A 16641-nucleotide genomic window follows, 5' to 3' on the forward strand; every position below is an offset into this window, starting at 1 on the left:
AGGTGACTACACGGCATGTGTAGCCACCTTTTATTACAGGGAATGGTCTCCTATTACTTGTAACCAGGAGTCTGCACGAGTAGTTTCTCCTTGCTTAGAAGGGTCTTATCGAGCGGCCATAGGAGCTTGTAGCTCTCAGTAGCTTGGTCGAGTAGTGGGGTATTGCCAAAGTTCCCTTCCTTAGTGAATACGAGTGGTGTACCATCCTTAGTGAGTGTCATACGGCGGAGATCCCACCAGCGCTGTCCCTCTTGGATAAACTCCTTATCCTTCTCCTTGAGGATAGCTAGCTCATTCGCGGTAAAGTCACCTGACTTGTAACCATGGGTAGCTTCATTCCACTTGCTACCATAAGCGCGCTTACGCACGAGGTTGATATACTTAGCTACTTCAGTGCCATTGCCCTCATAATTGGCAATCTCAGCAAGAGAGAGGTATACCCATGGGAGACGATATAGGATGTAATCGCCATCAAACACACGGTCGCCAGAGGAATTGATACTACCGATATTCTTCTGAGTATGCAGACCGTAAAGCTCGAGTGCGCCAGTCTCTTTATTCTTTAGGAAAGATGGATAGAAGGTCGCATCACGGCGAGTGTCGTCGGCGTCAAACTGCTTATACAATGGGTGGATATACTCATAGGCCATGGTAAAGCCCTTCTTCACACCGAGTGGGTCGTTCCACTTGGTGCCATCAGCACGGTAAGCATTAGCTCCCACAGCACCAGTATCGCCAGAGTAAGTCCAGTAGCCATTGAAGTTGGTTGCCTCGCCATCCAGGAATCGGATAGCTAGGATCACCTCCTTATTGCCCTTATTCTTAGTAGAGAATACACTCGCGAACTCATCCTCGAGGGCTAGTCCATAGTTATTCGTGAGACTGGTGAGGTGCTGCTTAGCGATAGCAAGGTCAGCAGCATTGGACTTATTATCGCCAATGCTTACCTTACCATTCCATAGATATACATCTGCAGCAAGAGCCTCAGTAGCCGCCTTGTTCCAGTAGCTCTTCTTAGCACCACGTCCATAGGGGTCAAATTCCTTCTGATTGCCAAATAGCTCTAGTGACTTCTGAATATCGCTCTTGATTTGAGCCATCACTTCGCTTGGTTTAGCCTGTGGTAGATAGAGTTTCTGAGGGTCGAGTTCACCATCAATAACGGCTACATCGAGGCGAAGCGGCACACCACCCCAGTTGCGGTATAGGTCATAGTAGTAAAACGCCCTAAGACCATACGCCTGTGCCATGAAGAAGTTGCGCTTAGCCTCGTCCATCTCCACACTTGGAGCACGTGAGATAAGGAGGTTGCAATTGATGATACGACCATAGATATTAGCATAATTGGAGACACCAGTGTGGTCGGCATTAAAATTCTGTAGCCGGATATCACCTCCAGAAGTAGTCATACCATCGGAGCTAGTACCATCAACATAGATACCTGATCGAAGCTCACCGAAGTTGATGGTATGGTCGACGTAATAGCTGCGGAGGTGATTGTGCAAACCATCGGCATAGCCCACAACATGCGCCTCGGTCTTCCAGTAGTTACCACTACCATAGTAATCCTCAGGAGTGAGGTCTAGGACGCCTTTACATGAGGAAGACATCCCTACCAGTGCTATCATAGCCACTGGCAATAGTGCATACTTTATCTTATTCATATACTATTTAGTCACTGATTAGAATGTAACATTAAGCCCAAATAGCACCGTACGTGGCAATGAATAACCTGTACCTGATGCTACACCACCTGTACGCATTCTCTCTGGAGTAGCCACCTTAGCACCTACGAGGTAACCTAAGTTCTGACCCGTTACAGAGAATTCTATCCTCTTAGCTGCAACCATCTCCGAGATGTTTTGTGGCAGTGTATAAGAGAGCGATAGCTCTCGGAAGGCTAGATAATCGCCCTTGTAAGCGAATAGATCTGAATTGCGATGGAAGTTAGCTGCGCCTAGCATATCTGCATAGACGTATTTAGGATACTTAGCATTGCGGTTCTCTGGTGTCCATGTATTAAATACCATATCGATGGTATTATAGGTCCCCTGTGCTGCTCCGATATACCAAGGAGTGGTGTTGTCGTAGTTCCAGAAACCAAGAGCATAGTCTACGGCTAAGTAGAGGCGAAGACCTTTCCAACTCATGGTAGAAGTAAGACCGCCAGTCCAGTGTGGCATAGCATTGCCGAACACCACCTGGTCGAAGGAGTCAATCTTACCATCGCCATTGATATCCTTCCACCTCATATCACCAGGGGTAAGGAGGATGGCATTTTTGCGCTGCGCATCGGTGAGCTTAGCCCAAGCGGCTGGGGTATAAGACTTCTTACCCTGCACATTACCTTCTACAGTACCACCAGGATAAGCAGCGTTGATTTCCTCGTCACTCTGGAAGATACCCATAGACCTATAGCCAACTACCACCCAAGGCTCCTGACCTTCCTGATAGCCACCAACCCACTGTAGTTCGTCGCCCTTGCCAGTGTAGATCTGCTGACCACCCTGACGGTTGCGATCGAGACCATTATCTGGGAGCTGGATGATGGTATTCTTATTGTAAGTGATGTTGCCACCGACCTGCCAAGTAAAGTCTTGGGTCTTTATAGGCGTACCAGAGATCTCGAGCTCCACACCACGGTTGCGGAATTTACCATTGTTATTTTGGATACTAGAGAATCCACCTGTAGGAGGGAGGTCGAAAGCTGCATATTTGTCTAAAGTCAGACGGTCGTAGAATGTGATATTTGTGTTGAGCCTATTAGCAAAGAAGCTCATATCAGCTCCGAGTTCAAATGTACGGGTCTTCTCCCAGCGCAGCGTAGGATTAGGCAGGTTGCCAATTAGAAACCCTGTATTACCATTGTACTTAGCAGAGTTGTAACTACCCTGTAAGGTGTAAGCACCGATTCCAGAAGCATCACCATTGACACCATAAGATGCACGTAATTTACCAAAGCTAAGCCATGGCAGTGCCTCCTTCACGAAGTCCTCATTACCAAAGATCCAACCACCAGACACTCCTGGGAAAAAGCCCCAACGGTTATCCAATAGAGAGGAGTAACCATCCTCACGGAATACGGCACTTGCCAAGTACTTACCAGCAAACTCATAATTGAGCCTACCGAAGTAAGAGAGGATGCGGTACTTGCTGTGGTAGCTATCAATCTTGCGCTTACCCTCTTCGGTGAGCGTAAGACCAAGGTCCATAAAGTCATCAGTAGGAGCACCACTACCCTCAGCACTGAAGCCCTTGCTAGCATCCTGGAAGTACTCCATACCTAGCATAACATCTACAGAGTGCTGACCAAAGTACTTGCTGAAGTTGAATACACCATTGTAGGTCTGTGCGAGACCGCGGTCGAACTTTGCCCAAGTCTCACGACCACGCTGCCAACTAGTCCCTTCTTGGTTGGTGACTCTATCCTTATTGAAGCCTTCGTAGAATCCTTCGCTATAGTACCAGTTACCAGTAAGAGTAAGCTTGAGGTAGTCGGTAAACTTGACATCAAATGCCTGAATCATCGTAAACTTATCGGTCTGGTTGTCACGGATCCACTTCTGTGGCTGGAACATCTGGTTGCCATCACCTGTGTTTGGTCCCAAGAGAGGGTTCCCATCCTCATCTGTATAGCGAGCGGTAGTAGGCACAGAATTGATACGACCGAAGTAGTTCTCCTCACTGCCCTGTGAACCTGGCATAGAGTTCCAGTTGGCACGGTTGAAGTTGAAGCTACTGCGAGAAGTAAGCCAAGGCTTGATATTATAGCTACCATTGAGCACAAAGCTGTAGCGCTTGTAGAACGAAGTTACAGGCAGACCCTGAGAGTGGTTATAACCTAAACCTGCATAGTAGGTACCCTTATCGTTACCTCCAGAGAGACTCACATTGTAGTCTTGGGTCATAGATGGGTTTACGAAGTTGTAGTCCTGAGGAAAAGTTTCCTTGTACATCAGAATCTTATCGGAGAGTGGATCCTTCATCTTCTGCCACCCCTTGGCGAGGAGTTCATCGTACTTAGGATTGTACTCCATAAGGTTCCACTTCATACCCGGACCATATACATTGCCGATACCCATTGGCTGAGCGCCATTGAGGTTGTTCTTTGGTGCCCAAGGAGTGATGTCATAAGCTCTACGCATCCACGTGATATAGTCCTTAGCACCGAGGAACTTGTGAGGGAAGACAGCGTAGTTGAGACCTACACGTGCTTTCACATTGATCTCACCCATCCCTGCCTTACCACTCTTGGTGGTCACGAGGATTACACCATTGGCAGCACGAGCACCATAGAGCGCAGTAGCACCTGCATCCTTGAGCATACTCATGCTCTCGATATCATTGGGGTTGATGTCGGAGAGACTCCCACGGAGTTGACCATCCACAAGCACGAGGGGAGAACCACTTCCATTGAAATTGGTACCACCACGAAGGATAATCTGTGGTGTAGCCCCTGGATTACCTGAAGACTGTACTACACGAAGACCTGATATAGCCCCCGAGAGAGCTTGAGCAGGATTAGAGTACACTCCGACGGTTAGCTTCTCAGTATCTACATTGGCAATAGAATTGGTCACCTTGACACGGCTCTGCTTACCACCATAACCAGTGACAACCACCTCCTGCAGGAGCTCGTTATCCTCCTGAAGTGAGATATTGATGGTGGTGCGCCCATTGATAGCGACCGTTACAGTCTTCATGCCTATGTAGGAGACCTCAAGGGTGCCGTTACTGGGGACATTGGCGAGCGTAAACTCACCATCCAGATTGGTTTGTGTGCCCTTAGACTTATCCTCCTTGAGCATCACGGTAGCACCGATCACAGGCTCGTTGTGGGTAGCGTCTACAACCACGCCCTTCACGGTAATTGTTTTAGACTGAGCAACTACTTCAGATACGCCCTGTTTTGTCGTAACTGCCTGAGTCTCAATACCCCCCCCTATCAAAAGAGAGGCGCCAAGACTCAGGGGAAGAAGCGCCCTAAGACATACGATTTTTTTCATAAACCTTAGTATTAATAATCTTACAAAAACTCTAAAATCCATCCATAGATAAGGGCTATTGGGGCATACTACTCCGCCCTCAGTTAAACCCATTCTTTATGAAATTCCACCAAAGATAGGTAATTTTTTCATAATAACAAAGGGCATACACCTAAGTAATTGCGAATAATCTCCCAAAGGCACTCCCAGAGCGGGAAATCCCTAGTAACAAATATTTTAGGGCACACTAGCCGACAAGACGAGCCATAGTCCCCCCGATTGGTATTAATGGTATCTTTGTAGTAGGTGAGTACAATGAACAATTAACATATAGATAACACAGCAATATGGAGAAGAAGTTACTAAGGAGCCAGACCAATAGGATGTTTGCAGGTGTATGCGGAGGTATCGCAGAGTATTTTAATCTCGACCCCACAGTAATTCGGTTGTTATGGGTGCTTGCCACCGCCCTCGGAGGCAGCGGTCTATTCGTCTACATTCTCTGCGCACTCATCATCCCCGCCCGTTAATCCCCCACCCCATACCACTTATTGACCACCTTTCCCCTAAATTGCTATCGGGCGAGCGCCCATGAGGCTCGCCTTAAGGGCAAACGCATGAGCAATTACGCGGTCCTGTGGTTCACTACAAGCTAAAGTGTTGCTTTGCTTGTGGGCGACCTTCGGTTCAGTGTTCGGGCTTGGTCACCTTCTAAGCCCTTGCTCCCGATGCCGCCCTAGTAAGAAGGTTCTTAGTAAGAGCGCTCTTACTAATAGATTTTCCTCTCCAAATATCGTGGCTATTAAGACGGCTTTGGGTGAAGTGGTACCTACAGCGATAGCCCCATAAGGGTGCGCAGGCTGGCGGGCTAGGGTAATTAGTGGTATCTTTGCGCCGATGTTAAGACTTGATTATTAATAATGATAAAGACAGCCTCTAAGAAAATATATACCATCGCCGTAGACTTCGATGGTACCATAGTTACCCACGAATACCCACGGATAGGGACGGAGATCGATGGTGCGGTGAGGAACCTAAGGAAGTTGCTGATGGATGGGCACCGCCTTATTCTATGGTCGGTACGCGAACGCGAATTGCTCCAAGAGGCACTTCAATGGTGCGAGGAGCGGGGACTGGTATTTTATTCTGTGAATAGCAATTTTCCCGAGGAGACCCATGCCGATAGGCACTTCTCGCGCAAGCTCCAAGCCGATATCTTTATCGACGACCGCTCGCTCGGGAAGCTCCCACACTGGGACACCATCTACCAGATGATTAGTAACGGGAAGCCTTTCCAGCCTGCTGCGGTAGCACCTACGGTAGTCGATGATATGCAGCAAGAGATGATGAACCGCTATGCCCATGGCTACGGACAGAAAAAGAAGCGCAAGCGCTTCGGTCTCTTCTAATCCTCCCTCATGCCGCCCCTACTTGGGGTGAATCTTCAGGATATCATTTAAGTCTGTAGTGTAGTTGGGGCTCATGTGCTTACGCGTGACCACCTCTTGGAGGGCATCGGGGTTTCGGGCTGCGATATAGATATTTTTTGTCTAAACAATCGAATGGTGAGTGGGGTAAGCCTCTTAGTGAGGCTGCTCCACTCACTTTTTTTGTGCGCTCTCTTAAGTCCCCAAACCTATAGACTACATTTAGTCAATTTTAATTGTGCTCGCGCTCTTTTTGTCTCGCCTGAGCAACCAAATTTATTCCTAGAGATAAATAAATTTATTTGTACAGATAAATAAATTTATTCCTAGGAATAAATTTCGCTGATATAGGGTATCAGTGGAACCGTATTAGGGATAACAATCAAAGGAGAGTTATAAGCCCCCAAACCCCTAAACCGAAGGTAGCCCATAGGCAAGGGGGCTTGGCTCCGCTCCTAAGTTCAGGGAGGCTAACGAAGACTGCGCTATTGTCTCATCTCATTGAACTAGTCCGACACCTAGAGGGGTCATGGGTGTTCGTAATATTTGCCCTTGCGGGCTCTCTCTTGTCCTACCTTAGCTCGTAATTGCCCCGCTAATGGGGGCTGGAATGGGGCGAGAGGCGTCACAATTGTTAATATTCTCGATTCCCCTTCTCTGTAGGGGCTGAATTACTCTTCAGCAGGGGTAAATAGGGCTGTTAAGCAATTGTAATACAAATATTTGTCATACGTGGAACATGTTGTTTATAAAATTACTACACATGTGTGCCATATAGAAAATAATTAACCTCTAATATACATTAAAGAAAAACCTTGTGTTAATTTGTTGTATGCAACTAAATATTATACTATATTTGCAGTGGGTGCGACTTGGTTGGTGTACCGAATAGCATTTGAATAGAGGATTAACGCCTGATTTGTCTAGGCAGAAACGGTGTCGGAATCCCTGATTGAGTTAACCAACTTTTATATTACAGTATTTATGAAGCAAAAAATCTTGATGTTATCCCTGCTTTTCTTCCTAAGTGCTACAAGCGTCTTTGCACAGACGATTACAGCCAAGGGAAGGGTGGTAGACGAAAACAATGACGAACTTATGGCCGTAACAATACGTGCCAAAAGCGATCAGACCAAAGGTGCCTTTTCGGGCGCAGATGGGACTTTTACGCTCAAGGTGAAGAAAGGAGAAATCCTTATCTTTAGCTTCCTAGGCTACAAGCCAGTGGAGATGGAGGCGTCTGAAAACATGATGGTAAAGATGGAGCCTGACACTGAGACTCTAGAGGAAGTTGTGGTTGTAGGTTATATGACCCGAAAGGTCGCCAATACCTCGGCATCAGTAGTAAAGGTGGATGCTAAGCAGCTTGCGAATAAGCCAGTAGCCAATCCCCTTGATGCAATACAAGGAAAGGTGACAGGGCTTCAGGTTTATTCATCTTCTGGAGAACCATCATCGCGACTATCTTTCGCTCTCCATGGTCAAGGCTCTCTGGGAGCAGGCTCTCTGCCTCTAGTTATTATGGATGGGATGCCTGTGAGTATGGCGGTCGTACAGTCTATGAACCCCAATGACATTGAAAGTGTCCAAATGCTTAAAGATGCTGCAGCGACTTCAATATACGGAGCTCGGGCTGCCAACGGAGTGCTTTACATCACTACCAAAAGAGGTGTGGCTGATAAGCGAGCCACTATAACCCTTAGAGGGCAATATGGGGTCTCCACACTAGCAAATACCCAGTATTTTGACAACCTTATGACTGGTCCTGAATTGCTAAGATACTATGAAGAAACAGGGCTCTATAAGGCAGATGAATTGACATATCTCAAAGAAACGCTGTTCAAAGGCACGGATTTCCAATGGTATAAGTATATTTATCAGCCTGCGCCATTGTACAGTGCAAGTATTGCTGTGTCAGGCGGTAGTGGCAATACTAATTATTATATCTCAGGAGGAGGGATATCTCAGAAGGGACTCAGGATGGGTTCTTCCTATCAGAAGGTATTCGGGCGAGTCAATCTCAATACTTCATTTAACGATTATGTTCGGTGTGGGTTGAACACTTCAGTATCGGGAGACAAGAGTCAAGTCTCACCATTTAGTAATAGTAACGCTGGGGGTGGCGGACTTGCTGCGATGAACCCTCCTTTTATCTCTCCTTTCGATCCAGAGACAGGTAAAGAGCTTGAGTATATCCCAATGCTAGAGATGTTTACACCTAAGCATGTAATAGCTACCAATCCTGGTGGTTCATCATCTTTTATCTTTTCTGCTAATGGACAGATCACTATTACTCCTATTAAGAGTGTTACTATAAGATCCATGGGTGGTATAGAGACCAGCTATGGAACTAGTAGAAACAGGACACTTCCTAGCTATGGAAAAGCATATGGTGTAGGAAGTTCGAGTAGAGGATATGCCAATGCCCTTAATCTGTCTTTCACTAATACTATAAAGTGGCAAAAGGGTTTTGGTGAGCATAATGTCACGGCACTTCTAGGTCATGAGTATATAAACTACGTTGATGATAGCTTCAACGCCAGTGGTTTTGGGATACTAGATGACCGCTTGTATACGCTGAATAATGTGACCAAGGATTATCGTGTCTCTGAGGGTGGTCTGAGCTATGCTTTTTTATCCTACTTCACTCAGCTATCTTATGACTATAGCGAGAAGTATTTCGTGGATCTAGTATTACGAAATGATGCATCTTCACGTTTCTCAAGATCTCGCAGAAATGGACTGTTCTGGTCAGCAGGTCTCCTTTGGAAAGCGAAGCGAGAAGACTTCCTTAGCAATGTTTCGTGGCTTGATGCTTTAGACGTTAAAGCTAGTTATGGTACTCAGGGAAATGCTTCTATTCCTCCTTATGCAATAGACTCATATGCTGGTAAAGTCGGGCAAAAAAAAGGTCAGATCAGCTTAGGCTTCATCAGTCTCGGCAATCCTGATCTCACATGGGAGAATCAGAGCAAATTTACCATTGGCTTCAGGACTCGGATGTGGGACAGACTAGAGCTCAATCTCGAGTATTACAATAGGCTCACTAGCAATATGCTATTTGAAGTGCCACAGTCTCTCTCTACGGGACTTCCTATAACGGGTGCCGGATATGTGACCAAATTTGAGAATGTGGGTAAATATCTCAATTATGGTTTTGACTTACAGCTCAAGGCCGATATCATCAAGCCTAGAGCCGACTATGGTCTTTCCTGTTACATTAACTTTAGCCACAATAATGATAAAGTGGTTGAACTCTTCGAAGGACGTCAGGAATGGTATGACCCAGGGGCACAACAGGCTTTCATTGTAGGTAAGCCCATCACATTTGTATTACCTCTATATAAGGGTGTGAATACTAAAACAGGTCATCCGGAGTGGTACCTCCCTGGAGATGATATATCAGTAGCTACACGAGATGATGCTAAAGTCACAGACGAATGGTCTATTAAGTTGGAGCAAAATACTGGTATCCCAGTATACACTCCTATGGTAGGAGGATGGGGATTTGAAGCCAACTGGAAGGGATTTTATGTGAATGCAGACTTTGCTTTTGCATTGGGCAAGCATATGATTTCTATGGATAAGCGATACTATGAGAATGACTACTATATCCGTGACAAGAAGAGTAACTTCAATGGATCGAGGTTGTTATTCGATTATTGGAAGAAACCGGGCGATAATACTGAATTCCCATCCTTAGAGTATGTTCGCAATAATAAGGAAAGCTCATACTTGGACTCAAAGATGCTGGAGAATTCTTCATTTATGCGTATGAAGAACCTTACTATCGGATACAACGTTCCAAGGCGAGTATTAGAAGCTCAGAATTTTTTCACTTCAGCACGTATATACTTTGTCGGACGTAATCTGCTGACCTTTACCAAATTTAGAGGAATCGATCCTGAGGTAGGGCATAATATTGCAATGGGAGTCAATCCTAATACTAAGCAATTAAGTCTCGGATTGGAAGTGTCATTTTAATCCCTCATGGAAAGAATCGTGCAGGAAAAAGAAATTAAGAAAGTCATGAAGAAAAAGAGAACATTAAATGCAGTAGTAGCATGTGTAGCAGGACTCTTGTTATTGGGTGGCTGCAATCTGGATCGCGCCCCGTTAGACTATATGCGTTACGAGCAGTCATATCTCACTCTCGAAGATGCTACCAAGTGGGATAATGGAGTTTATTCGACTTTGAGAGGAAAGTTCGGAGGTGGATATGTCCTTCCACAAGAAGTACAAGCAGACATGCTCAATGCACACGCTTCATTTGGAGGCCTGTATGGGTCATTCCATAAGTGGGATGTCAAGTCAGAGGACGAAGTCATCAAGCAGGTCTACCACTCGTATTATGCAGCACTCGTGGATGTCAATGTCGTGATAGAGTCAGCTCCAAAACTCAATGTGAATCCTCAAGATAAGCATAAGATAGACGTATATCTAGGAAATGCATATTTGGCTCGTGCCTTTTATCATTTCAGCTTAGCTATGCGGTGGGGTATGCCCTATAAGGAGGAGACTGCGGAACAAGATTTGTCCATTCCTCTTCGTACTACCCCGTTTTCTGTAGATAAGGAGGGACGAGCTTCGAATCGTGCAGCCTATAAGCTCATCTTGGATGACTTGGAGAAGGCAGAAAAGCTCCTCGCATCAGTGCCTTGCGCCGAAGGATCGGATGAGTTGACTTCGGATGTCGCAATCGCTTTGAGAGCTCGTGTGTATCTCTATATGAATAAGATGCCTGAAGCTCTAATCGAGGCGAAGAAACTCATTGATAATGGAAAGTATCCACTAATCGCACCTATTACAGGAGAGCACAAAGACGCAGAAGGAGAGAATAACCCATTCATCCAGATGTGGCACCACGATAGTGGCAAGGAGCAGATATGGCAGCCCTTTGTGGATAAGCAAAACGAAGTTGCAACCACCATCAATCTCTATGGAGCTGATTTGGAGACTTGGAAGTACTGGCAGTCTAAAGACCCAAATGATCACAGAAACTTCAATAAACCCTCTTATCTCCCATCAGGAACCGTGGTATATGATCTTTTCACTGACAGAGATAGACGTGTGCCAGCGTATTTTGAGTGGGTGTACTCTACTGTAACCGATAAGAATGCTCCAGAGCAGTTGTGTGTTATATCAAAATTCAAGGGTAATCCTAAGTATCGCACATTAGATAACCCACAATGGGGAGGATATGTACCTAATGGGATTTGTTCGCCAAAGCCATTCAGGATAGCAGAGCAGTACCTGATCGCTGCAGAAGCAGCATACGAGGTCGGTGACATGGAAGTGGCGAAGACTATGCTGAATGACCTGAGAGCATCCAGAGGCTTGGCTGCCGTAGCAGAGGAGGGAGAGCTACTACAGAAGGCTATTAGAGATGAGCGTAGTAGAGAACTTGCATTTGAAGGATTCAGGCTTTGGGACTTGTCGAGATGGGGACTCCCTATTAAGCAGCGTGAACGACAGGGACTCAGGAAGGAGCACAGAGTTCCAAGTTCTTTCTTTGCTGACGGCTTTGACTTGGGTGAAGGCATTGAACCACATCATAAGAAATTCATTTGGGGCTTCCCAAAGGATGAAGTAAACCAAATCAATAAGCTAGTCAAGCAAAATGAAGGATGGGAATAATAATTGAATGAAGTATAGTGATTTTATGATGAAAACAAATTACGTATTACGATACATACTGGTCATCCTACCATTATTACTCATGGGATGCCGCAACAATAGGAGTGGAGACCCTATTGAACACTTTCTTATGAGTGACACTCAGAGCTTAGTCTTTGAGCAGCCTGGTGGCACAAAAGAAATATCTATTACCTCTGCCAGCTCTTCTAGCTGGAGCATTGATGAGGCCTCTTTGGATAAGTGGCTAAAGGTGCATAGAGAGGGGAATAGAATTATTGTGACTGCCGAAGAAAATACTGAAGTCGAAATGAGAACTTCGCCATTGACTGTTGATTTGCTAGGCAGTAAGTTCAGTTTCTCTATCTCTCAGGTTGGAACCAAGCCTTCGATAGAGATAAAAGATGGTTTGACCGAAGTTCGATTCGACCGAGAGAAAGAAAGCAAAACGATCAAAGTAGTTTCTAATTCGTCGCATTGGAAAGTTCGCTCATTCGGCGAAATCCCATGGTTATCTTGGGTTAAGAACGAAGATAACTCGCTGACACTTAGTGTGGAGGATTTTAGTAAAGATGACCCTGATTCGAAAAGAAGTCGTAAGGGCATTCTGTTTATATCCAATGATACCGAACACCTCAGAATGGATATTATTCAAAGAGGGTGGATACAGTTCGCTGATCCTCTAAGTATTCCATTTCACGCAAAGCGAAGTGAAATCATAGAGCAAGAGAAAGAGAGAGGGTATGAGCGCAATAGAGAATACGAACTCAGATACGAATTTCCAAAAGGTGATGTGGATAAAAGGGATATGGCTTTCTCTACAGATGCAGAACAGTCTCCACTGATAATTTATAGATTTGACCGTGGAGAAGTAGAACCAGTCTATCAGCTTGCTACAGGAGATATTTTCCTTAAAGCTAAGGAAAATCAACGTTTTGAGGAAGAAGACCTTCGTTCGTGGATGGCGTTCAATGGTTATACTCCAAGTGCGAGGATGGAGAGGATGGAAAAGAGTACATCGCGATTCTTCCGTGCCAAAGATGATGTTACTGGCTATTTTGAAGTGCATAACTCAGAGAATTCTAGAATTATTCCAGCATTCGATTATAATGGCGCCTATATGCAGTATAATGAAACGAGCAACTATCTTTCGCTTCAAAATAATGGAAAAGATGTGGAAACATTTCCTACTCGTACAGCTCATAGGCTCCATGACATAAAATTCAAGCTAAAAGAGGTGATGGAGTATGAAGCATCTCAGGGATTTCTGCCAGACTACACTCATGATTTGTCTATTCCTTCTTCTGACCCAGAGATACAATATTACTCCTTAGTGTTTATCCCTAAAGTACAGGATAATAAGAAGGGTGCACTAAAAATGGTACACTATGTGTTTAATTGTATTGAAGCGCTTGATCAATATCCTGATTTGAATGGTAAGATTACCCGAGATTCGAAACTCAAGGGTACTGTGGGACAGCGACAGGACGTGTATGAAGGCTTAGATTATATTTACCGAGTGACACCAGGGAATCCATACTTCCCAGAATATGGTTCTGATTTTTCTCTGAAAAATTCTTTACATTACCCCGCCGGGAAAAAAGGATATGTATTGGGTCGAACAGACCACGGAAGTGGTTACACAACTTATTACCGAGGGATAGATGAGCTTGTAGACATTTATCCTAAGGGTGAAGGGGAAGTGGTATTCCAGTACTATAAGAATAAGAGCTATGTGGATAACTTCCCTAAAAATTAATCAACTAACGAAATTATTTTATCATGAAAAATAAGACATTATCAGCTGTAGTAGCAATACTGGCGTTACTAATAGTTAGTAGTGTAGCGATAGGTTGCCAAAGAGAAATTGATTCGGAAATTCTTTCAGAGGCTCCGGAACAAAGAAACGACTCCTCTGCTGAAGAATCTATCGTTTGGGAGCCAGGTATAGTCTATCTTAAACTCTCAAAAGGTGGCGATGCTAAAGCAAGAGAGAATATCTCTCAGAGTCTGAGGACATCTTCTCTTCGTAGTGCGACCTCTGGCGTAAGGCTAGAACAAGTCTTTGACATCAGTGGCGAATATGCCCCAGCAATGATTCGAGAGGGCTTGGATAGATGGTACAAGGTTGTCTTTGATGATAGCATTGATGTCCAGGAAGTTATTGATGACCTCCGAGCAGAGAAGACAGTGGAGATAGTGCATGGAGAAATCAGATTAAAGCAAGCCGATGCCCAATTTACTCCTCTGCGTTCACGTGATTTTCCGGATACCAACCATGGTTATCCTGCTTTCAAAACGCCGGACCCTCTACTGAGGAAGCAGTGGCACTACTTCAATGAAGGGCTGACTGATGGCTTTGTGCGTGATGCTGATATCAATCTCTTTAAAGCATGGGAAACAACTACCGGTGACCCTAAGGTCATTGTGGCGATTATTGACTCAGGCGTTGACGTTGATCATCCAGATCTCAAGGAGTCTATGTGGACGGGTGAAGGGGGTATTCACGGAAAAAACTTCTTCAATGATAGTTTTGTTATTGACCCTGGTTTTCACGGGACTCATGTGGCTGGTACCGTGGCTGCACGAAACAATAATAATATTGGGGTTGCAGGAGTGGCAGGAGGAGATGGCACCAAAGATAGCGGCGTTCGTCTGATGAGCTGTCAGGTGTTTAGTGCGGATTTACCACATTTTAAAGCTGCTACGAACGATCAACATGCAAAAGCTTTTATTTGGGCGGCTAATCATGGGGCACTTATTGCCAATTGCTCATGGGGATTCGAGTTTAGAAAAAAAGAAGATATAAATTCCGAGTACTATAAGCAGAAACATGCTGATGCAGGTGCAATTATTCAAGAGGGTATTGACTACTTTATCAAGTATGCAGGAAATGATCCCGACGGTAAGCCTAAGCCAGGGACTATGATGTCCGGCGGGGTGGTGATTTTCGCTTCAGGAAATGACAGCAGTGTGGATGTGGACATTATACCGGCTTATGATCCTTCTGTTATTGCTGTTGCGGCATTCAATCCTGATTTTAAGCTGTCTTCTTATTCTAGTTGTGGAAAATGGGTCGATATATTGGCTCCTGGTGGAGATACTAGAGTTAGTATCAACCGAGGAATATTGAGTACCGTGCCTAGGCACTTTCCGCAGATTAAAGTGGGGAATGATCCTGGATCTATCTTAATATATAATGGATTAGACTCAGAACAGGGGCTTTATGCTTATTTTATGGGTACCTCTATGGCTACTCCACACGTTACTGGTATAGCTGCGTTGATGGTTTCCCACTTTGGGAAGTCAGGTAATTTGACCAATAAGGAACTTCAGAAAAGACTTCTTGCTGCCGTTAAGCCTCGTGATCATGAGTCTCAAAAACCTTCTTACAAAGGAAAGATGGGTGTAGGCTATATAGATGCAGCGTTGGCACTGAGTGATCCTGAAAAAGAAGCTCCTGCACAGGTTGATAAGATAGATGTTAAGGAGGTTGGTTATTACGATGCTGAGGTGTCATGGAAAGTACCTGAAGACAAGGATGCACATACCAAAGTGGCATTTTCATACCGAATATATCTAAGCCCGAATGAAATTAAGGATCTCACGAAGCCTGCTGCTGAAGTGTATAACCATGAGAAGAAACTGGGAGAGGAATTGTCTTTTGCATTCAAAGGACTGGAGACTGGGAAAACTTACCATGTAGCTATTGTCGCATGCGATAGATTTGGAAATACGTCTAAGGTTCAACATGGCACATTCAAGACTGATCTTAACCATTCTCCAGTGATAGCTAACCTACCTACTGAACCCTTAGTGATACTCAATACGAGTCCGTACTTCGTTCACTCATTCAAAATAAAAGATGAAGATAAACATACGTGGTCTTACAAGACCAGTGATCTTCCAGAAGGAGTAACAGTAGAGCGGGTTGGTGATGACCTCAAGATGTCGGTGATTGTACAAGGCTTAAGGGGTGAGTACTCATTTACCCTCGAGCTTGAAGACCAATTTAACGGCAAGTCAAAGTATGTCATTCCATTCTCAGTGGTAGATCACTCCGCCCCTATTTCAAATCAGAAGATAAAGAACCTCTTCTTGATGGAGAATGGGCAGGCACAGACAATAGACCTTAGTTCTGCTTTTAAACTGGCAGCAGGGCTTACAGATATTTCTTTCAAGGCTGAGAGCAATAATAAGTCTGTAGTGACCGCTGAGGTACGCGATCATCAGCTTATAGTTACACCTCACGAGGTGGGGGTAGCAACGATTATTGTCTATGGTAATGATGGTTATAGGAAGTCTTCTACTACTTTCATTGTCCGGGTGACTAAAGCTGAAGCCTCTGAAATCCAGGCTCTCTATCCTATGCCTGCACATAGCTATCTGAAAATACTCGTGAAGTCTGACGATGAAACTATCAATGTTATTGTTACATCTTCTACAGGAGAGAAGCTGATAGAGGATAAACTAAAGGTCAATCCTATGACGCACGAGGCAACTTTAGAGTTGGATAAGTTAGTGACTGGAGTATACAATCTGATAGTAGAGACCAGTCGTTCAAAGGATTATCGTACATTTATTAAGAACTAATT

At 44.8% G+C, this 16641-nt stretch carries 8 protein-coding genes; 6 read left to right on the plus strand and 2 right to left on the minus strand.

Annotated features, from left to right (window positions below; translation table 11 throughout):
• Window positions 1-53: 53 nt before the first annotated feature.
• Together IX315_RS03295 and IX315_RS03300 are read right to left on the minus strand one after the other, a co-directional pair.
• Window positions 54-1664, minus strand: coding sequence for a RagB/SusD family nutrient uptake outer membrane protein (locus tag IX315_RS03295; RefSeq protein WP_211642385.1), 1611 nt, complete (start codon window positions 1662-1664; stop codon window positions 54-56).
• An 18-nt stretch (window positions 1665-1682) separates the two neighbouring features.
• On the minus strand, window positions 1683-5006 hold the full coding sequence (locus IX315_RS03300; protein WP_244973078.1) for a SusC/RagA family TonB-linked outer membrane protein: 3324 nt from the start codon (window positions 5004-5006) through the stop codon (window positions 1683-1685).
• Window positions 5007-5332: 326 nt separating this feature from the next.
• Between IX315_RS03300 and IX315_RS03305 the strand changes: the two genes are divergently transcribed.
• The 6 genes from IX315_RS03305 to IX315_RS03335 all read left to right on the plus strand — a co-directional run bounded on the left by IX315_RS03305 (window position 5333) and on the right by IX315_RS03335 (window position 16639).
• Entirely contained in the window at window positions 5333-5515 is a 183-nt protein-coding gene (locus IX315_RS03305; protein WP_018357795.1) for a PspC domain-containing protein, read from the plus strand.
• Window positions 5516-5905: 390 nt separating this feature from the next.
• Entirely contained in the window at window positions 5906-6394 is a 489-nt protein-coding gene (locus tag IX315_RS03310) for a BT0820 family HAD-type phosphatase (protein WP_244973079.1), read from the plus strand.
• A gap of 1002 nt (window positions 6395-7396) precedes the next feature.
• Entirely contained in the window at window positions 7397-10396 is a 3000-nt protein-coding gene (locus IX315_RS03320) for a SusC/RagA family TonB-linked outer membrane protein (protein WP_018357797.1), read from the plus strand.
• A gap of 45 nt (window positions 10397-10441) precedes the next feature.
• On the plus strand, window positions 10442-12049 hold the full coding sequence (locus IX315_RS03325; RefSeq protein WP_211642384.1) for a RagB/SusD family nutrient uptake outer membrane protein: 1608 nt from the start codon (window positions 10442-10444) through the stop codon (window positions 12047-12049).
• A 7-nt stretch (window positions 12050-12056) separates the two neighbouring features.
• Window positions 12057-13805: a BACON domain-containing protein gene (locus IX315_RS03330; RefSeq protein WP_211837153.1), complete on the plus strand. Its 1749-nt coding sequence runs from the start codon at window positions 12057-12059 to the stop codon at window positions 13803-13805.
• Between the two features lie 23 nt (window positions 13806-13828).
• Window positions 13829-16639, plus strand: coding sequence for a S8 family serine peptidase (locus IX315_RS03335; RefSeq protein ID WP_211642381.1), 2811 nt, complete (start codon window positions 13829-13831; stop codon window positions 16637-16639).
• Window positions 16640-16641 lie beyond the last annotated feature (2 nt).

The organism is Porphyromonas levii (assembly GCF_018206105.1).
GTDB lineage: Bacteria > Bacteroidota > Bacteroidia > Bacteroidales > Porphyromonadaceae > Porphyromonas_A > Porphyromonas_A levii.